Origin of the sequence: Burkholderia orbicola (assembly GCF_900100915.1) — a bacterium.
Taxonomy (GTDB): Bacteria; Pseudomonadota; Gammaproteobacteria; order Burkholderiales; family Burkholderiaceae; genus Burkholderia; species Burkholderia orbicola.
This window is the reverse complement of record NZ_FNKW01000001.1, coordinates 2,340,738-2,360,529: the sequence shown is the minus strand read 5'-3', so window position 1 is coordinate 2,360,529 and position 19,792 is coordinate 2,340,738. Positions and strand designations below refer to the sequence as shown.

Below are 19,792 nucleotides of genomic sequence, written 5' to 3'. Positions count from 1 at the left end.
CAACGCAACCGCGCACGGGCATCGTGAAACCGCCCGTCGGTCGCGGGCGTCCCGCGAGCATATCACCGCTCGCCGCGGCCGCGACACGCGCCTTCCGCATCGGCCGGTCGCTCCATCAGGTATTCGCCGCGCACGGCGATTCGGCGCCACGGCATGCTCACGCGCCGCGATGCGCCGAACCCGATCGCCTGCGGCTACCCGATCCACTGTTCCGTCGAGGCTCGCGCCGGCACGATCGCGCGACGTTGCCATGGCGACAGGGACGCATCCGGTTCGGCACCCCATCGCATCGATAATGTCTGATGCTTTAACCCAAAAATTAGCCTATATTTTCGTACAATTACTAAATACAAATACATCAAAAAGGTTTAATAGCAATTCACCTCGAATCATTCATTCGACGCTCCTCACATCTCAAAACCCATCATTCTCCGACCGTTCGCATACCCGATAAATACGCGGCTCCACAATAAACATTCACGAAAACAGGCCGTTAAAATTAAGCAAGCCGATAGATAGAATTCAATCAACGCTTTCTGTTTATCGATAAAAAAATGGACGAACTCCTACCGATGCGACTATTCGTCAAGGTCGCCGAACTTCGCAGTTTCGCGCGCGCCGCCACGGAACTGAACATCTCCAACTCATCGGCCACCCGCCTCGTCATGAGCATCGAGGACCGGCTCGGCGCACGCCTGCTGAATCGCACCACCCGCAGCCTGTCGCTGACCGACGCAGGCCACCTCTATCTGGCGCAGATACGTCACGTGATCGACGAAATCGACCGGGTGGAGGACACGATCGCCTCGATGCATCACGAACCGATCGGATCGCTGAAAATCGCCGCGCCGGTCATGTTCGGGATGCACGTGCTCGCACCGGCAATCGATGCGTTCAAGATGCGCCATCCGGCCATCGTGCCGGAAGTCACGATCGTGGACCGTCACGTCGACCTCGTGTCGGAGGGCTTCGACGTCGGGCTGCTGCTGTCCCAGCACATCAGCAACAACACGCTGGTGAAGCGCCCGCTCACGCGGCTCAAGCAGCTCGTCTGCGCCGCACCGCAATATGTCGAGCGGCATGGCACGCCCGCGCATCCGCAGGATCTCGCGTCGCACGCCTGCCTGGCGTTCCATGCCGATTTCATGGGCGAATACCTGTCGTTCGATCACGACCAGACGCGCATCACCGTACGCCCGAACAAGTCCGCGTCGTCGAACAACGTCGGGCTGATCCGGAACTGGGCGCTGTCCGGCATGGGCATCGCGGTCCTGCCCGACTTCCTCGTCAAGTCGGATCTCGACGACGGCCGGCTGCTCGCACTGCTGCCCGGCTATCGGCTCGAGGCCCTCGAGATGAACGTCGCGTACCCGAGCCGCCGGCACTTTCCGCGCAAGGCCCGACTTTTCGTCGATCACCTGATCGACCATTTCGTCAGTTGAATGCAGGACGGCATCGCGCACGATTTTTCATGCCGATTCGCCGTCGCCTGCTCGAGTCGCACTCGCCCCGCGCCTGGCCGGAGCGGCGCGCCGGCAGGCGCTCTCACGGCCGTCGACCCGTCGCCCGGCGGGTATGGGCACGCCTGTTGCGCCGGCGCATCTCGGTAGTCGACCGCTCTTGGCAGCCCGCCGCGGAGGACTACACTAATCCTTAATGGGGTGCGGCCGGATAACCGCGCCCTCAGGGAGACGCCGCCATGAATCGGCCGCTGAATCGTATCCTGCCGCGCGTGACCGGTCCCGCCTCGGTGTGGACGTGGGTCAAGTGGTCCTTGCTGGCCGCACTGCTGATCGCGCTCGCGATCGTCGCGCGACTCGTGCAGACCGAGATCGAAACCTCCCGGCTGCAGGCGCGCTACCTGTCCGAGCTCACCCGCGACGTCGGCTATACGGTCGAAGCGGGGCCGAGCGATCACATCCGCTTCCCCGCGAACGGCCCGTACGACCAGCGCTTCGGCTATGCGATGATTCCCGCGTTCCAGCAGCGGCTGCTCGCGCGCGGCTTCGTCGTCAGCGAGCAGGCGCGCGATTCGCAGCGGATGCTGGCGCTCGGCGAGCGCGGGCTGTTCCTTCCTTATGAAGAGAAAGACCAGACGGGCCTGATGCTGTTCGATTCGACCGGCTCGCCGCTGTTCGCGACCGTGTTTCCGCAGCGCGTCTACGCGGACTTCGACACGGTGCCGCGCGTGATCACCGATTCGCTGCTGTTCATCGAGGATCGCTACCTGCTCGATGCGAACGAACCGAACCGCAACCCGGCGATCGACTGGGGACGCTTCAGCCGCGCGCTCGCCGACCAGGCGCTGCACGTCGTCAACCGCCATCAGGCGCGCCCGGGCGGCAGCACGCTCGCGACGCAGATCGAGAAATTCCGCCATTCGCCCGAGGGCCGCACCGCGACGCCGCCCGAAAAGCTGCGGCAGATCGCGTCCGCGTCGGTGCGCGCCTACCTGAACGGCCCGCAGACGATGCTCGCGCGCCGCACGATCGTCGTGCGCTACCTGAACTCGGTGCCGCTCGCCGCGCGGCCGCACGTGGGCGAAATCACCGGCATCGGCGACGGTCTCGCCGCGTGGTACGGCCGCGACTTCAACGACGTGAACCGCATCCTCTCCGCGCCGACGACCGGCGACAACGTCGACCAGCAAGGCAAGACGTTCCGCGAAGTGTTGTCGCTGCTGATCGCGCAGCGCGCGCCGTCGTACTTCCTCAACCGCGGCTATCCGACGTTGCAGAAGCTGACCGACAGCTACCTGCGGCTGCTGTCCAACGGCGGGATGATCTCGCCCGCGCTGCGCGATGCCGCGCTCGCCGCGCAGATCGAACGCAGCGCGCCGCCGGCCGCCGCGCGCGTGCAGTCGTTCGTGTCGCGCAAGGCCGTCACCTCCGCGCGCGCGTCGCTGCTGTCGGCGCTGGGCATCAGCGACCTGTACCAGCTCGACCAGCTCGACCTGCAGGCTACCAGCACGCTCGACAACGGCGTGCAGCAGGCGGTCGCCGAGCAGCTCGCGCGGGCGTCGACGCGCGACGGTGCGCAGGCCGCCGGCCTGTACGGTTTCGAGATGCTCGCGCCGAAGGACGACCCGTCGCACCTCACGTACAGCTTCACGCTGTACGAGCACCGCAACGGCGCGAACATGCTGCGCGTACAGACCGACAGCGTGAACCAGCCGTTCGACGTGAATCGCGGCGGCCGCATCAACCTCGGCTCGACCGCGAAGCTGCGCACGCTGATCACGTACCTGCAGATCGTCTCCGACCTGCATGCGCGCTATGCGAACCTGTCGAACGCGGAGCTGGCGCGCGTGAAGCCCGATCCGATCGACGGGCTGTCGCGCTGGGCGCTCGACTACCTGTCGCATACGCGCGACCGCTCGCTGCAGGCGATGCTCGATGCGTCCGTCGAGCGCAAATATTCGGCGAGCCCGGACGTGTTCTACACGGGCGGCGGCGCGCAGGTGTTCTCCAACTTCGAGAAGTCGGACAACGGCCGCATCCTGACGCTGCACGCGGCATTCGAGCACTCGGTCAACCTCGTGTTCGTGCGGCTGATGCGCGACATCGTTCACTATGAAACGCTGCAGGCGGCCGGGCCGTCGTCGTCGTGGCTCAACGATCCCGCGCAGCGCCAGCATTACCTGCAGCAATTCGTCGACGGCGAAAGCCAGGTCTACGTGAAGCGCTACTACACGCGCTATGCGGGCAAGGCGCCCGACGACGCGCTCGCGCTGATGCTGCGCGACGTACGCAAGTCGCCGCCGAAGCTCGCGACGGTGCTGCGCAGCGTCGCGCCGAACGAGTCGCTCGCGTGGTTCTCGGCGCAGATGCGCGCGCAACTGAAGGGCACGCCGGCCGCGACGCTGTCCGACGACGATCTCGCCGCGCTCTACGCGAAGTACGCGATCGACCGCTTCAACCTCAACGACCGCGGCTATATCGCGAGCGTCCATCCGCTCGCGCTGTGGACGCTCAACTACCTGCGCGCGCACCCGGGCGCGTCGCTCGCCGAGGTTCAGCGCGACAGCCGCGATACGCGTTTCTACACGTATTCGTGGCTGTACAAGACCCGCTACCACGCGACGCAGGACCGGCGCATCCGCCGCATGGTCGAGCTGCGCGCGTACGCGGAGATCACGAAGTCGTGGCGCGCGCTCGGGTACCCGTTCGCGGAAGTGACGCCGTCCTATGCGGCCGCGATCGGCGCATCAGGCGACCAGCCCGACGCGCTCGCGAAACTGATCGGCCTGATCGCGAACGGTGGCCAGAAGGCGCCGACCGAGACGATCACGCGGCTCGATTTCGCGAAGGGCACGCCGTACGAAACGCGTTTCGTGCGCGCGGCCGCCCAGCCGCAGCCGGTGCTGTCGCCGGAGATCGTCAACGTGGCGCACACGCTGCTGCGCGACGTCGTGCTCCACGGCACCGCGCGCCGCCTCGCCGGCGGGCTCACGCTGCCGGACGGCAAGACGCTCGACGTGTACGGCAAGACGGGGACGGGCGACCAGCGCTTCAACGTCTATGCGCGCGGCGCGCGGCTGATCGAGTCGCGCAAGGTCAACCGCAGCGGCACCTTCGTGTTCGCGATCGGCGACCGGTTCTTCGGCGTGCTGACGGCGACCGCGCACGAACCGTATGCGGCGCGCTACGACTTCACGAGCGCGATGGCCGTGCAGTTGCTGAAGTCGATGGCGCCGGCGCTCGCGCCGCTGATCGAACGCCCGGCCGACGCCGGCACGCGCACCGCGGGGCCGGCGCCGCAGGCGGAAACGCCTGCGGCGAATGCAGCGGCCGTGCAACCTTCCTGACCGCCTGATCGCGGCGGGTAGGCACCCGCACCGGCGCGCCGCTCAGTGCGAGCGGCCGTCGTAGTGCGTGACGGGCAGCGCGTCGAGGTCGACGCCGTCGAGGCAGCGCACGTTGATCGCAGCCATCGCGGTGCCCTTCGGATCGACGCCCTCGCCGAACGCGTGAATCCCGCAGCGCTTGCAGAAGCGATGCTGGATCACGTGCTTGTTGAACATGTAGGTGGCAAGATTCTCGTCGGGCGTCAGCAGCTTCATGTGATCGCGCGGCACGAACCACATCAGCGCGCCCTTGCGCCGGCAGATCGAGCAGTTGCACGCCATCACGCCCTGCAGGTCGCCTTCCGCCTCGAACGTCACGTCGCCACAATGACAGCTTCCGCGATAAAGCATGGTCGTCTCCCGGTGCAGCCCGTGCACATCGCCGGCGCCCCGGCGGGACACCGTTGGCCGGGCCGATCCAAACGCGTACAGTAGCGCTCGCATGCGTCGCCCGCAATGTCCGGACGGCGCCATCCCTCACCGACCCAGGAGACCGTCATGCTCGAACTGCGCCCCGGCTGCGAATGCTGCGACAAGGACCTGCCGCCCGATTCGGCGGAAGCACGCATCTGTACGTTTGAATGTACGTTTTGCGCGACTTGCGCGGACGACGTGCTGAAGGGCCGCTGCCCGAACTGCGGCGGCGACCTGGTCGCGCGCCCGCGGCGGCCGGCGAGCCTGCTCGCGAAGTACCCGCCGTCGACGGAACGCATCCACAAGCCGGGCGGCTGCGCGAACGCCTGACGGCACCAGCGCCGCCTGCCCGCTTCCGTCACGACATCTCGATCCGGGCACGCGTCACCGCGAGCAGCGTCGCCATCGCGCGGCGCGCGCCGTTCTCGTCGCGCACGCGAATCGCGTCGCTGACGGCCGTATGCTCGGCAAGCGACGCGTTGTACACGTCCGCCCGGCGCGCATTCAGCTGCAGTTGCGCCTCGAGCGTGCGATCGATCAGCGCACCGAGCGGCACCAGCAGCTCGTTGCCGCCGGCCTCCAGCACGCTCAGGTGAAAGCACAGATCGGCGCGCACCCATTCGTCGACGTTGCGCGCGGCGGCCATCGCGCGCACCGCGCCGTCGATCGCGTCGAATGCTTCGGGCGTATGGGTGCGCGCGGCCAACGCGGCCGCGTGCGGCTCGATCATCTCGCGCATCTCCTGCAGCTTCAGCGCGAACGCGAGCGGCGGCGCGACGCGCGCATACCAGTCGAGCAGGTCGGCATCGAGCAGGTTCCACGCCCGGCGCGGCCGCACGCGCGTGCCGACCTTCGGCCGCGATTCGACGAGCCCCTTCGACGTCAGCGTGCGCAGCGCCTCGCGCATCACCGTGCGGCTCACGCCGTACATCTCCATCAGGTCGGGTTCCCTCGGCAGCAGCGATTCGGGCGGATAGTCGCCGCGCAGGATCGCCGTCGCGAGCCGGAAGGCCGTCTGTCCATGCAGGTCGCGTTGAATGATCGTTCTCCGTCGGGCGAACTGCCCACTATCTGCACATTAATGCTATTAATACTATTTTTTATTCGACTACGCTAGGATAACCGCGAAAGCACGGATCGTGCGCCGCGCCCGCGCGGGCGCGCCGGTCAATCATGGAGACTCGCGTCATGAAAATCACCCGCCTCGAAACGTTCGTCGTCCCGCCCCGGTGGCTGTTCCTCAAGATCGAAACCGACGAGGGCATCATCGGCTGGGGCGAACCGGTCGTCGAAGGCCGCGCGCACACGGTCGAGGCCGCCGTGCAGGAACTGGCCGACTACCTCGTCGGCCGCGACCCGCTGCTGATCGAGGATCACTGGCAGGTGATGTACCGCGCGGGCTTCTACCGCGGCGGCCCGATCATGATGAGCGCGATCGCGGGCGTCGACCAGGCGCTGTGGGACATCAAGGGCAAGCATCACGGCGTGCCGGTGCACGCGCTGCTCGGCGGCCAGGTGCGCGACCGCATCAAGGTGTATTCGTGGATCGGCGGCGACCGGCCGAGCGACGTCGCGAACAATGCACGCGCGGTGGTCGAGCGCGGCTTCAAGGCCGTGAAGATGAACGGCTCCGAAGAGCTGCAGATCGTCGACACCTATGACAAGGTCGAACAGGTGATCGCGAACGTCGCGGCGGTGCGCGACGCGGTCGGCCCGCACGTCGGGATCGGCGTCGACTTCCACGGCCGCGTGCACAAGCCGATGGCGAAGGTGCTCGCGAAGGAACTCGATCCGTACAAGCTGATGTTCATCGAGGAGCCGGTGCTGTCGGAAAACGCCGAGGCGCTGCGCGACATCGTCAACCAGACCAACACGCCGATCGCGCTCGGCGAACGGCTGTACTCGCGCTGGGACTTCAAGCACATCCTCGCGGGCGGCTACGTCGACATCATCCAACCGGACGCATCGCACGCGGGCGGCATCACCGAGTGCCGCAAGATCGCGACGCTCGCGGAAAGCTACGACGTCGCGCTCGCGCTGCACTGCCCGCTTGGGCCGATCGCGCTCGCCGCGTGCCTGCAGCTCGACGCGGTCAGCTACAACGCGTTCATCCAGGAACAGAGCCTGGGCATTCACTACAACCAGGGCAACGACCTGCTCGACTACCTGCGCAACCCCGAGGTGTTCCGTTACGAGGACGGCTTCGTCGCGATCCCGCAGGGCCCGGGGCTCGGCATCGACGTGAACGAGGAGAAGGTGCGCGAGATGGCGAAGACCAGCCACCGCTGGCGCAACCCGGTGTGGCGTCACGCGGACGGCAGCGTCGCCGAGTGGTGATGAACGCGTGAGATAAGAAAGAGGCGTTGCGCGGCATGCGCCGCGCGAGGCGTTCGACACGGCCGCCCCGACAGGGCGGCCGTTCTTGCATCTGCGGCGCGGCGCGCGCCGGCGCCCTACACTGTGCCGCCCCGTTCGGCCGTCAGCCGAGCGCCGCGAACCCCGGCACGCTGAACGACAGCACGGCCGCCGCGACGAACACGCCGATCATCGTCATCCCTTCGAGATGCAGGATGTTGCGGAACGTGTGCGCGTCCTCGGTCGACGCGGTGCGGCGCAGGCGCGGCAGCGCCGAGAAGCGGTTGAGCCCGCCGAGCACGAGCGCGAGTGCGACGAGCAGCAGCTTCAGCAGCAACACGCGCCCCCACGTGCTGCCGTCGAGCGGCGCGAGCGAGCCGCCGAGCCCGCGGATCGCGTTGAGCACGCCCGTGCCGAGCACGAACACGACCGCGACGATCGACGTGCGCGACAGGTGCTGGCCGATGCGGATCAGCGCGCCGCGCGCGACCGACGTCCCCAGCGCGGGCAGCACCGCGAGCCCGCCCGCGAGCACGAGGCCGCCCCATACGGCGGTGGCCAGCAGGTGCAGCGTCTGCACGCCGACCGCCGCGGACAGCACGCCGCTATCGGCCGCATGGCCGAGCGAGGCCTTGCCGGCCGCGACCACGATCACCGCGAGCCACAGCACCGCATGCGCGAGCGGGCCGTCCGGCTTCGCGAGCGCGACGAACGCGAGCACCACCGCGCCGGCGAACGCGACGCTCCACGCGAAGCCCGTGTGCGTCTGCATCAGCATCACGGGAATCGCGGCGAACGCGCCGCCGAGCCCCGCGCCGCTCATCGCCGCGGCCTCGTAGACGAGCCAGCCGAGGTCGGCGAGCACCAGCGCCAGCGCCGCCGCGACCAGCGAATGTTGCGCGCGCAGCCATGCGGGATGCGACGGCGCGACGACCGGCCGCGCGCCGTCCTTGCCGAGCCATGCCTTGAGCAGCGCCGAGCCGACCGCCATCGCGAACGCCGCATCCATCAGCGCCGCGAGCGCGACCTGACCGATCCACAAGCTGTCGAACTTCATCGCGCACACCCTCCCTCGAGCGGCAGGCCGGCAGGGCGGCTGCGAAGGGACGGACAGCGGGACGGACAGCGTGAGGCAGGCAACGGCACGGTAGAAAACGTCATCGATGAATCCGGAAACGGGAGAAATGACTGGACCTGCGGCGGAGGCGGCGCCGCGCGACCCGCGAGTGTACGGTCTTCGATGGTGAAAACGCACGCCGGTTCACACGCCCGGACCGCAATGCGCGTCAAATTGTCGCAAGTCGCAAACAGACAGGAACCGATGTCCTTTCGTCAAATAGCCGTCATTACCCATCGATGATAGAATGCCGCGTCGCAGCAGCCCGGCTGTCCTGCCGTCCATGCGCCGAGCCGATCGTAGCCCGGACAAGGTCCCCGACGAATAAACATGGAGTCTCGTGTGTCTTCAAGACGCCTCTTCCGTCCGCTGCTCGCCGTTCTGATGATCGGCGGCGCGGGCCTTATGAGCGCTGCCCAAGCGCAGACCAAGCCCACGGAGCAAGCGCACGCCCAGCAGGCGCCGCTCAAGGCACCCGATACCATGGCCGAGCGCGTGCGCGGCTGTACCGCATGTCACGGCGTCCACGGCCAGGGCACGGACAACGATTACTTCCCGCGTCTTGCCGGCAAGCCGGCCGAGTACCTGTACAACCAGCTCGTCAACTTCCGTGACGGCCGGCGCAAGTACCCGCCGATGAACTATCTGCTGACGTACCTGAACGACGACTACCTGCGCGAAATCGCCGAGCACTTCTCGGCCGAACGTCCGCCGTATCCGACGCCGGCGAAGCCGACGCTGCCGGCCGCGACGCTCGCACGCGGCAAGCAGCTCGTCACGCAGGGCGACCCGGCCCGCAAGCTGCCCGCCTGCGTGGCCTGCCACGGCGCGGGCCTGACCGGCATGCAGCCGGCGATCCCGGGCCTCGTCGGCCTGCACGCCGATTACCTGAGCGCGCAGCTCGGCGCATGGCGCTCGGGCAACCGCCACGCGAAGGCACCCGACTGCATGCACGACATTGCCGCGAAGCTTTCCGACGAAGACGTGACGGCCGTGACCGCATGGCTCGCCGCGCAACCGGCGCCCGCCAACCCCGTGCCGGCCCCGGCGCGTTCGATGAAGACTCCGCTCGCCTGCGGCAGCGAACCGCAATAAGGCAAGGGAGACAGACACAATGAAACGCAAGTCCCTGTTTGCAATCTCGGCCGTCGCGATCGTCGCGGCTGCTGCCCTCGTGCCGGTCCTGTGGCCGGGCAGCGACACGCTGCACGGCGCTGCCGCCGTCGCGGCCACGCCGGCCGACCAGGCCGCGCTGATCAAGAAGGGCGAATACCTCGCGCGCGTCGGCGACTGTATCGCGTGCCACACCGTGCGCGGCGGCAAGTCGTTCGCGGGCGGCCTGCCGATGGCGACGCCGTTCGGCACGATGTACACGCCGAACATCACGCCGGACGACCAGAACGGTATCGGCAAGTGGACGTCGGACGACTTCTATCGCGCGATGCACACGGGTCGCTCGAAGGACGGCAGCCTGCTGTACCCGGGCTTCCCGTTCGCGAGCTACACGAAGGTCACGCGCGCCGATTCGGACGCGATCTACGCGTACCTGCGTTCGGTCCCGCCGGTGTCGGTGCCGAGCCGTCCGCACGAACTGAAGTTCCCGTTCAACAACCGCAACCTGCTGATCGGCTGGCGCACGCTGTTCTTCAAGGAAGGCGAATACAAGCCGGACCCGACGAAGTCGGTCGAATGGAACCGCGGCGCGTATCTCGTCGAAGGCCTCGGCCACTGCTCGATGTGCCACACGTCGATCAACATGATGGGCGGCCCGGTGAGCTCGTCGGCGTTCGCCGGCGGCCTGATCCCGCTGCAGAACTGGTATGCGCCGTCGCTGACGAACGACAAGGAACTCGGCCTCGGCGACTGGCACGTGCAGGAGCTGTCCGACCTGCTGCAGGCCGGCGTGTCGCAGAAGGGTGCGGTATTCGGCCCGATGGCGGACGTGGTCCACAACAGCCTGCAGTACATGACCGACGAAGATACGCGCGCGATGTCGACGTACCTGAAGTCGATCCCGCAGAAGGCTGAAGCGCCGAAGAACATGCAGTACGAGCCGTCGAAGCAGTTCGGCAACGCGCTGTTCGACCAGGGCAAGAAGATCTACGCGGACAACTGCGCGACCTGCCACGCCGAAACCGGCGCCGGCAAGCCGCCGGCCTATCCGCCGCTCGCGGGCAACCACTCGATCATGATGGAATCGGCGGTCAACCCGATCCGCATGGTGCTGAATGGCGGCTACCCGCCGAGCACGTTCAAGAATCCGCGTCCGTATGGGATGCCGCCGTTCGCGCAGTCACTGTCGAACCAGGAAGTCGCGGCGGTCGTCACGTATATCCGGATGTCTTGGGGTAACAACGGTACGCCGATCTCGCCGCAACAGGTGAGCGACCTGCGTTCCGCGCCGCTCGACTAAGAAGCGGCTCACACAAACGGGGCGCGGCTGCGGGAAACCGCGGCCGCGCCCTTTTGCTTTTTGGCTGTTTAGCGATGCAGGTTTGCCGCGCGGGCCGCGCGCTGCATCGCCGATCATAAAACTCAAGAGTGGTATCTATGTCTTTCGAATCTCTCGGCCTGGCCGAACCGTTGGTCAAGGCGGTCAACGAGCTCGGCTACACGTCGCCGACTCCGATCCAGCAGCAGGCGATCCCGGCCGTCCTCGGCGGCGGCGACCTGCTCGCCGGCGCACAAACCGGCACCGGCAAGACCGCCGGCTTCACGCTGCCGATCCTGCAACGCCTGCACACGTTCTACGCCGAGCACCGTGGCGCGAAACGCGCGGTGCGCGCGCTGATCCTCACGCCGACGCGCGAACTCGCCGCCCAGGTCGAGGAAAGCGTGCGTGCGTACAGCAAGTACCTGAAGCTGCGCTCGACCGTGATGTTCGGCGGCGTCAGCATCAATCCGCAGATCGATGCGCTCAAGCGCGGCGTCGACATCGTCGTCGCGACGCCGGGCCGCCTGCTCGACCACATGCAGCAGAAGACCATCGACCTGTCGGATCTCGACATCCTCGTGCTCGACGAAGCCGACCGGATGCTCGACATGGGCTTCATCCACGACATCAAGCGCGTGCTCGCGAAGCTGCCGCCGCAGCGTCAGAACCTGCTGTTCTCGGCGACCTTCTCGGATGAAATCAAGGCGCTCGCCGACAGCCTGCTCGACTCGCCCGCGCTGATCGAGGTCGCCCGCCGCAACACGACCGCCGAGAGCGTCGCGCAGAAGATCCACCCGGTCGACCGCGACCGCAAGCGCGAGCTGCTCACGCACCTGATCCGCGAACACAACTGGTTCCAGGTGCTCGTGTTCACGCGCACCAAGCACGGCGCGAACCGGCTCGCCGAGCAGTTGACGAAGGACGGCATCAGCGCGATGGCGATCCACGGCAACAAGAGCCAGTCGGCCCGCACGCGCGCGCTGGCCGAATTCAAGAACAGCACGCTGCAGGTGCTCGTCGCGACCGACATCGCCGCGCGCGGGATCGACATCGACCAGTTGCCGCACGTCGTCAACTTCGACCTGCCGAACGTGCCCGAGGATTACGTGCACCGCATCGGCCGCACCGGCCGCGCGGGCGCGACCGGCGAAGCCGTGTCGCTCGTGTGCGTCGACGAGAAGCAGTTGCTGCGCGACATCGAGCGGCTGATCAAGCGCGAGATCCCGCAGGAAGTGATCGCGGGCTTCGAACCCGATCCGAACGCGAAGCCGGAGCCGATCCAGCAACGCCGCGGGCAGCAGCAACCGCGCGGCGGTGGCGGTGGCGGCGGCAATCGCCAGCCGCGTGCCGGCGGCTCAGGCCAGCCGGCCGCGAAACGCGACGGCCACGCGCAACCGAAGGCCGCACAGCAGAAGGCCGCGAAGCCGCGCACGCAAGGCGGCGCCGGCGCGGGTGGCAATAGCGGCGGACGTCCGGCAGGCGGCGGCAACGGCGCCCGCCCGGCAAGCGGCAACGCCGCGCATCCGAACCGCAACCGTTCGTCGCGCAGCGGCCAGCGCGGTCACTGAAGCCGCGCGGCCGCGCGCCGCAGGTGCTCGATCTGGCGTTGCCAGCGTGCGAGCACCGCGGCGCGCTCCCCTTCCAGCGTGAACGTGACGCCGGTCGCGAGACGCGCATAGCCGACCCGCTGCGCATCGCCGTGCGCGATCGTCGCAGCGAATCCGGCCAGGCCGCCGAAGTCCCCTTCGAGCGGCACCATCTCCAGTTGCGCCTGAAAGAACGCCCCGTCCGCGACGAGCGTCAACGCGGCCGTGCGCCGTTGCTCGATCGCGCGCGCCGCCCGCGACTGCGGCCAGAGCGCGATCAGCAGCGTGCGCGCATCGTGTGCATAGATCTCGCCGACGCCGAGCAGCGTCGTGCGCAACTGGCCGTCGTCGGTCGCGACGATCAACGACGCGGCGAGGTCGGCATGACGCTCGAGTGCGGTGCCGTCGAACAGCGACACGACGGCGGACGGCCACGCGTCGAACGTCCATTGTTCGAGCGCGTGGCGATGGGTATCGGTCATGATGGCGTGGCCCGGGCGCGGATCGGATGAGGATGCGTCAGCATACGCGCGCCGGGCCGTGCCGCGGCGATCAGCGCAGGAAAACGTGCCGCGTGATCTTCGTGAGCGGATAGTGGACGCCCGGCTGGATCTTCGCGGGCAGGTCGAGCGGCTTGAGCAGCATCTTCACGCACATGTCGGCCGACAGGTTGCGCCGCACCAGCGAGTTGATGCGCGCGGCGCGCTCGCGGTTGTACTGGCTGTCGCCGACGCGGTCCGGATAGCGGATCGCGAACACGTGGCGCAGCGCGATCTCGGAATCCTCGTTCTTGATTTCCATCACGCGGCGCGCGAGGGCCCCGAGCACCGCGAGCCGGCCGTTGCCTTCGACCTGGTTGTACTTCTTGAAGAACTTGAAGAAGTGCTTGTAGTGACGCACTTCGTCGGTGCGGATGTTGTCGGTGATTTCCTTCAGCACCGGCTCGTCCGAGCATTCGTTGATCGCGCGATAGAGCGTGGCCGTGCCCGTCTCGACGACGCAGCGTGCGACCATTTCGAGCGCGCGGGTCTTTTCGAACGCCTCGACCGAGCAGGTCTTCGAATACTCGGCAAAGAAATTCGCGAAGGCGGTATCCCAGTCGAACTCGGGCCACACGTGCGCGATGTACGCCTTCAGCGCGCGGCCGTGCTGCAATTCTTCGGGCTCCCATGCATTGTTGAGCCATGCGGAGACTTCCGGATCGTCATTGAAGAATTCGCTCAGATTGCTCGTATAGAGATCCGAGCCGCTCTCGATGAACGACGACGCGCACAGCAGCAGCAGCAGATCCTCGTTCGCGGCCGCACGCTGACGATCGATCCGGTTCAGGTCGATGTCCTCGATACGCCACGGCATCACATGCGTCGTTTTGGTGTCCATGGTAGTGCGCTCCCAGTCGTCGCGCGGAGGCCGGCCCATGCCTGGGGCACAGGCGCCAGCCGATCCGCAGGCGGCGTTTTACTTGCGTTTATAGTGAATCGGTCCGGCCGAACCATCTTGGCATCTTAGCCGGACTTTGATGTTCGTGCTCCAGAGCACTGACCATACCCGACGGGCGCAGTTCCACGGCGTCTATTGCCGTTCGTTAGATGAGTCCTTCAAACCGCTTGCGCGCGTTCGATGGCAGGCGCCGCGCCAAATGAAAACGGGCGGCCGTCGGGCCGCCCGTGATACCGGGAAACTGCCAAGGAAGCTGGAAGCGATCCGTCAGAAACCGGCCGCCAGCCCGTCGCGCCGGCTGTCGCTCGCGGCCACGTAGCCGCGCTCAGGATCGTCGGGATCGAGGCGCCAGACGAACTGCCCCGAACCGAAATCCATGTAAGGATCGTCGATCGACTTGATCGTATGGCCGCGGGCGGCCAGCCCATCGACGGTCGCGCGGTTCATCGTCGCCTCGACGTCGAGCGTGAAGTCGCGGTTGACCTTCCAGCGCGGCGCGCAACACGCGGCCTGCGGCTGCTGACCATAGCCGAGCATCCGGACGATGGTCTGCAGGTGACCCTGCGGCTGCATGTCGCCGCCCATCACGCCGAAGCTCATCACGGCCTCGGTGCGGCCGTCGACTTCCTCGGTGACGAACGCCGGAATGATCGTGTGGAACGGCCGCTTGCCGCCCGCGACGACGTTCGGCGAAGCCGGGTCCATCGAGAAGCCGTGCCCGCGATTCTGCAGCGCAATGCCCGTGCCGGGGACGACGAGGCCCGAGCCGAAGCCCATGTAGTTCGACTGGATGAAGCTCACCATCATCCCGCGCTCGTCGGCCGCCGACAGGTAGATCGTGCCGCCGGAATGCGGACGGCCGGCGGCGAAGTGCGTCGCCCGTGCGCGATCGATCAGCTTCGCGCGTTCGGCGAGATACGCATCGTCGAGCATCTGTTCGGGCGTGAGCTCCATCGCGCGCGGATCGGCGACGTAGCGATAGACGTCCGCGAACGCGAGCTTCATCGCCTCGATCTGCAGATGCTGCGAGTCGACCGAGTCGACCGGCCATTCGGTCACGCCCGCATGCTCGGCGATGCCGAGCGCGATGAGCGCGGCAATGCCCTGCCCGTTCGGCGGGATCTCGTGAATCGTGTGGCGACCGAAGCGCTTGCCGATCGGCTCGACCCATTCCGGCCGGTACGCGCGCAGGTCGGCTTCGGTCAGCGCGCCGCCGCCCTCGCGCGCGAAGGCGGCGATCCGCTCGGCGAGCGCCCCTTCGTAGAACGCACGGGCGCCGTCCTTCGCGAGCGTGCGCAGCGTCTGTGCATGACCGGGCAGGCACACGCGTTCGCCGACGAGCGGCGCGCGGCCGCGCGGCATGAAGGTGTCCGCGAAGCCCGGCAGGCCCTGCAGTTCGGGAACGGCCGCCGCCCACTTGTGCGCGACGATCGGCGGCACCGAATAGCCGCGCTCCGCGATCTCGATCGCCGGCTCGAGCAGATCCGCGAACGGCAGCGAACCGAACTTCGCGTGCAGCGCTTCCCAGCCCGCGATCACGCCCGGCACGGTGACGGTGTCCCAGCCACGCGTCGGCTTGTTCGCGATGCCGCGCGCATCCTCGCCGTGGCGCTTGCGGAAGTAGTCGACGTTCCAGGCGGCCGGCGCGACGCCCGATGCGTTCAGCCCGGACAGCCGCTCGCCGTCCCACACGAGCGCGAATGCATCGCCGCCGAGCCCGCACGACACGGGCTCGACGACCGTGATCGCGGCGGCGGCGGCCAGCGCCGCGTCCACCGCGTTGCCGCCCTTCCACAGCATCCGCAGCCCGGCCTGCGCGGCCAGCGGGTGCGACGTCGACACGACGTTGCGCGCGAACACCGGAATGCGGGTCGTCGGATACGGGTTGTGCCAGTTGAAGCCACTCATTGATACCACCTCGTCGAAAGCTGAATGAACGTGCCCGCGCGAGCGGGCAATCCGCCATTGCAGCGCGATCAGCGCCATCGCGCAAATTCATTTGTCACATGAATCCATGCAATTCACGCATGAATTGCGTGCGCCGACGGCTGGCAGGCCGGCCGAACGCCGTTACCGCCCTTACAATACCCGCTCCGTCTCACGACACGACCATCGAGCCATGACCCGAGATCCCCGCCTCACCCTCAACGCGCGCCAGCAGGAATTGCTCGAATGGGTGCAGCGCGACGGCTTCGTGACCGTCGACGATCTCGCCGCGCACTTCGCGGTGACCCCGCAGACGATCCGCCGCGACGTGAACTGGCTCGCCGACCTGAACCTGCTGCGCCGCTATCACGGCGGCGCGAGCCTGCCAACCAGCTCGGAGAACGTGTCGTACACGGCGCGCCAGCGGATGTTCCACGACGAGAAGCGGCGCATCGCGGCGCTCGCGGCGTCGCACATCCCCGACCAGGCGTCGCTGTTCATCAACCTCGGCACGACGACCGAGGAAGTCGCGCGCGCGCTGAACCGGCATCACGGGCTACACGTGATCACCAACAACCTGAACGTCGCGTCGATGATGAGCGGCTACCCCGACTGCGAGGTGCTGATCACCGGCGGCATCGTGCGGCCGTGGGACAAGGGCATCGTCGGCGAACTCGCGATCGACTTCATCCGCCAGTTCAAGGTCGACTACGCGATCATCGGCACATCGGCGATCGAGGCCGACGGCACGCTGCGCGATTTCGACACGCGCGAGGTACGCGTCGCCGAGGCGATCATGCAGCATGCGCGCACGGTCTACCTCGTGACCGACCATTCGAAGGTCGGCCGCCCGGCGCTGGTGCGCCAGGGCCATCTGAGCCAGGTGCACGCGCTCTTCACCGACAAGCCGTTGCCGCCCGAAATGGCCGACACGGTGGCCGCCGCCGGCACGCAGGTGTACGTCGCGGAATGACGGTTGCGATGCTGCACCGCACCTGAAACTTCAAGTGAAATCAAGAAGTTGGCGCCGCGCGCGGACCGCTCGTGGCGTGCGTTTCTGTCAAACGGAAAATTAACGGGGCACGATTTGTCGTTGCCCGCGCACTCGACTAGACTCCAGTTCCCCGGCCCGTTCGCCGATCCGCCTGTGCCAGGGCGGTGCGAATCGCAGGCCGGCGAATGCAGCTTTTCCCCCCAAGCCATACCCTCGCGGGGTATCGCGCGGCGGCGTATGCGCCGGCCGCGCGGGCAGTCTGATTGCCACGGAGAGAACGATGCTGAGTCCGCATGAATTCGCCACGCTCTTGCTTGTGAAGGACGCGCCTGATCAGCGCGACATGGATAGGGATGAACTGGACATCCTGCTCGAACAGCAGCTCGTCCGCCTGGAAGGGCTCGGCTCGGGGCGCAAATACTGCGTGACCGAGACCGGCGACGCCGCGCTGCGATCCATCAAGTACCGCTATTCGTAAACCCCGCTGTTCCCTGACCTGAACCTGATTGCGCGGCCGACATCCGGCCGCGCGGTCGTTCCTGCCTTCCCTCTGCCCGTTCGGCGCCGTCAGCTTCAACCGCCGCGCAGCGTCGGGTCGACCGCCGCCCGCCAACTGATGGCCTGCGCGCGCGCACCGTTGAAATAGGCGATCCAGCCGGCGCGTGCCGCCGCGTCAGGCGCCACATAGTGGGTCGAAAGTTCGTTTACGAACGCACAATAGTTCGCTTCGGTCAGCCCGCGATACCGTTTCGCCACATAGGCGTCGTACAGCGTCGAGTAAACCGGCTGCGCGTCCGCGCCCCAGTCGCGCGCCGCGCCGCCGCACGACGTCTGCAGGTCGACGAACGACGGCGCCCGCCAGTTGCCGGCGAGCGGCGGCATCCCCGCGCTGCACCCCGCCAGAAGGACGGCGCACGCGCCGGCCCACATCCCAATACGCATGATTCACCTCGCGAAACGGTCGATTCCGCCAGTATCGTCCGGGATCGTGTCACGCGCTACTGGCCCCGCTTTTTCGAACTTTACTTTTTCGATTTCGTTCGTTAAATTTCGAATTCGAACATTTCATGTTCGCCCTATTTCAACAGACGATAAGGACAGCAGGTGACCCAACCGAATCGCTACGATCTGCTCGTCGTCGGCGGCGGCATCAACGGCGCGGGGATCGCGCGCGATGCGGCCGGCCGCGGCCTGTCGGTCATGCTCTGCGAGCAGGACGACCTCGCGTCGCACACGTCGTCGTCCAGCACGAAGCTGATTCACGGCGGCCTGCGTTACCTCGAGTACAACGAGTTCGGGCTGGTGCGCAAGGCGCTGCAGGAACGCGAAACGCTGCTGCGCGCGGCGCCGCACATCATGTGGCCGCTGCGCTTCGTGATGCCGCACATGCCGAACCTGCGCCCGGCCTGGCTGATCCGCATCGGCCTGTTCCTCTACGATCACCTCGCGAAACGCGAGCTGCTGCCCGGCTCGCGCGGCATCGACATGCGCCGCCATGCGGCCGGCGCGCCGCTGATCGACTCGATCAAGCGCGGCTTCGTGTATTCCGACGGCTGGGTCGACGACGCCCGCCTCGTCGTGCTGAACGCGATGGATGCGAAGGAGCGCGGCGCCCAGATCCTGACGCGCACGAAGCTCGTTTCCGCCGAACGCCGCGGCGACGAATGGGAAGCGCGGCTGCAGCACGCCGACGGTTCGATCCGCGTCGTGCATGCGCGCGCGATCGCGAACGCGGCCGGCCCGTGGGTCGGCGAGGTGCTGCACGGCGCGCTCGGCCGCGACGCGCATCACAGCGTGCGGCTCGTGAAGGGCAGCCACATCATCACGCGCCGCCTGTTCGATCACGATCACGCGTACATCTTCCAGAATCCGGACAAGCGGATCATCTTCGCGATTCCGTACGAGCACGACTTCACGCTGATCGGCACGACCGACGTCGAATACACGAACGATCCCGCGAAGGTCGCGATCGATCGAGACGAGACGCAGTACCTGTGCGATTCGATCAACCGCTACTTCAAGCGCAAGATCTCGCCGGCCGACGTGCACTGGACCTATTCGGGCGTGCGCCCGCTGCTGGAAGACGAGAACGCGGCGAACGCATCGGCCGTCACGCGCGACTATCGCCTCGAACTCGACGATGGCGCGGGCGCCCCGCTGCTGTCGGTGTTCGGCGGCAAGATCACGACGTTCCGCAAGCTCGCGGAAGAAGCCGGCGACATGCTGTGCCGCGCGCTCGGCCGCGATGCGAAGACCTGGACGGCCGGCGTCGCGCTGCCGGGCGGCGACATCGCGGACGCGAAGTTCGACGGGTTCGCCAGCGCGTTCGCGAAACGCCATCCGTGGCTGCCCGCCGCGCTCGCGCGCCGCTATGCACGTGCGTACGGCACGCGTGCGGAGCGCGTGGTCGACGGCGCGAAGTCGCTCGCCGATCTCGGCGCCGAAATCGCGCCGGGCATCCACGACGCCGAACTGCGCTACCTGCGCGATGCCGAATGGGCGACCTGCGCGCAGGACGTACTGTGGCGCCGCTCGAAGCTCGGCCTGCACGTCGCGCCCGGCACGCTCGATGCGGTGACCGCCGCGGTCGATGCGTGGTTCGCCGCCGCGCATGCGCCGCATGCGTGATCCGAATGCAGTTGCAATGGTAGTTTTGCCTGACCGACGTTGATTCACCGAC

At 67.2% G+C, this 19,792-nt stretch carries 17 protein-coding genes; 10 read left to right on the top strand and 7 right to left on the bottom strand.

The genetic code is table 11. The annotated features are described in order from the left end of the window. Positions 1-554 precede the first annotated feature (554 nt). The gene (locus tag BLS50_RS11265; RefSeq protein WP_027807638.1) at positions 555-1,442 is read left to right on the top strand and encodes a LysR family transcriptional regulator; all 888 of its coding nucleotides are present in this window, start codon (positions 555-557) and stop codon (positions 1,440-1,442) included. A 257-nt stretch (positions 1,443-1,699) separates the two neighbouring features. Beyond that, positions 1,700-4,807, top strand: coding sequence for a transglycosylase domain-containing protein (locus BLS50_RS11260; protein ID WP_074802231.1), 3,108 nt, complete (start codon positions 1,700-1,702; stop codon positions 4,805-4,807). 42 nt (positions 4,808-4,849) lie between these two features. Here the strand turns inward: BLS50_RS11260 and BLS50_RS11255 are convergent, their stop codons facing one another. Then, positions 4,850-5,197: a GFA family protein gene (locus tag BLS50_RS11255; protein ID WP_027807640.1), complete on the bottom strand. Its 348-nt coding sequence runs from the start codon at positions 5,195-5,197 to the stop codon at positions 4,850-4,852. A gap of 147 nt (positions 5,198-5,344) precedes the next feature. Here BLS50_RS11255 and BLS50_RS11250 point away from each other — a divergent pair, with 147 nt between their 5' ends. Beyond that, a complete protein-coding gene (locus BLS50_RS11250; RefSeq protein ID WP_006483256.1) occupies positions 5,345-5,590 on the top strand; it encodes a DUF1272 domain-containing protein in 246 nt (81 codons plus the stop codon). Positions 5,591-5,618: 28 nt separating this feature from the next. Here BLS50_RS11250 and BLS50_RS11245 read toward each other — a convergent pair whose 3' ends face one another. Then, the gene (locus tag BLS50_RS11245) at positions 5,619-6,302 is read right to left on the bottom strand and encodes a FadR/GntR family transcriptional regulator (RefSeq protein ID WP_034175645.1); all 684 of its coding nucleotides are present in this window, start codon (positions 6,300-6,302) and stop codon (positions 5,619-5,621) included. 146 nt (positions 6,303-6,448) lie between these two features. Between BLS50_RS11245 and dgoD the strand changes: the two genes are divergently transcribed. Beyond that, positions 6,449-7,597: a galactonate dehydratase gene (gene dgoD / locus BLS50_RS11240; protein ID WP_074802230.1), complete on the top strand. Its 1,149-nt coding sequence runs from the start codon at positions 6,449-6,451 to the stop codon at positions 7,595-7,597. Between the two features lie 142 nt (positions 7,598-7,739). Here dgoD and BLS50_RS11235 read toward each other — a convergent pair whose 3' ends face one another. Beyond that, complete coding sequence (locus BLS50_RS11235; protein ID WP_012329179.1) at positions 7,740-8,672, bottom strand: CopD family protein; 933 nt, start codon at positions 8,670-8,672, stop codon at positions 7,740-7,742. A 390-nt stretch (positions 8,673-9,062) separates the two neighbouring features. Here BLS50_RS11235 and BLS50_RS11230 point away from each other — a divergent pair, with 390 nt between their 5' ends. From BLS50_RS11230 to BLS50_RS11220, 3 genes are all read left to right on the top strand, one after another. Then, the gene (locus BLS50_RS11230; protein WP_006477898.1) at positions 9,063-9,827 is read left to right on the top strand and encodes a c-type cytochrome; all 765 of its coding nucleotides are present in this window, start codon (positions 9,063-9,065) and stop codon (positions 9,825-9,827) included. A 19-nt stretch (positions 9,828-9,846) separates the two neighbouring features. After that, on the top strand, positions 9,847-11,145 hold the full coding sequence (locus tag BLS50_RS11225; protein WP_074802229.1) for a c-type cytochrome: 1,299 nt from the start codon (positions 9,847-9,849) through the stop codon (positions 11,143-11,145). Between the two features lie 137 nt (positions 11,146-11,282). Next, positions 11,283-12,734, top strand: a complete 1,452-nt coding sequence (locus BLS50_RS11220) for a DEAD/DEAH box helicase (protein WP_074802228.1) — start codon at positions 11,283-11,285, stop codon at positions 12,732-12,734. On the opposite strand, the gene BLS50_RS11215 is transcribed toward BLS50_RS11220, so the two are convergent. The 3 genes from BLS50_RS11215 to BLS50_RS11205 form a co-directional block, all read right to left on the bottom strand. Continuing rightward, positions 12,728-13,234, bottom strand: coding sequence for a hypothetical protein (locus tag BLS50_RS11215; RefSeq protein WP_053523945.1), 507 nt, complete (start codon positions 13,232-13,234; stop codon positions 12,728-12,730). The two genes, BLS50_RS11220 and BLS50_RS11215, sit on opposite strands and share 7 nt — an antisense overlap. A 70-nt stretch (positions 13,235-13,304) precedes the next feature. Continuing rightward, on the bottom strand, positions 13,305-14,132 hold the full coding sequence (locus BLS50_RS11210) for a ferritin-like domain-containing protein (RefSeq protein ID WP_011546143.1): 828 nt from the start codon (positions 14,130-14,132) through the stop codon (positions 13,305-13,307). A 327-nt stretch (positions 14,133-14,459) separates the two neighbouring features. After that, on the bottom strand, positions 14,460-16,100 hold the full coding sequence (locus BLS50_RS11205; RefSeq protein WP_074802795.1) for a gamma-glutamyltransferase family protein: 1,641 nt from the start codon (positions 16,098-16,100) through the stop codon (positions 14,460-14,462). 211 nt (positions 16,101-16,311) lie between these two features. Between BLS50_RS11205 and BLS50_RS11200 the strand changes: the two genes are divergently transcribed. Further along, positions 16,312-17,091: a DeoR/GlpR family DNA-binding transcription regulator gene (locus BLS50_RS11200; protein WP_006493999.1), complete on the top strand. Its 780-nt coding sequence runs from the start codon at positions 16,312-16,314 to the stop codon at positions 17,089-17,091. Positions 17,092-17,392: 301 nt separating this feature from the next. After that, positions 17,393-17,590 (top strand): hypothetical protein, encoded by a 198-nt coding sequence (locus tag BLS50_RS11195; protein WP_006477892.1) that lies wholly within the window; start codon positions 17,393-17,395, stop codon positions 17,588-17,590. Between the two features lie 95 nt (positions 17,591-17,685). On the opposite strand, the gene BLS50_RS11190 is transcribed toward BLS50_RS11195, so the two are convergent. Continuing rightward, positions 17,686-18,054: a hypothetical protein gene (locus tag BLS50_RS11190; protein WP_027807645.1), complete on the bottom strand. Its 369-nt coding sequence runs from the start codon at positions 18,052-18,054 to the stop codon at positions 17,686-17,688. A 162-nt stretch (positions 18,055-18,216) separates the two neighbouring features. On the opposite strand from BLS50_RS11190, the gene glpD reads away from it, so the two are divergent. Next, positions 18,217-19,740, top strand: a complete 1,524-nt coding sequence (glpD, locus tag BLS50_RS11185; protein ID WP_074802227.1) for a glycerol-3-phosphate dehydrogenase — start codon at positions 18,217-18,219, stop codon at positions 19,738-19,740. Positions 19,741-19,792: the final 52 nt, after the last annotated feature.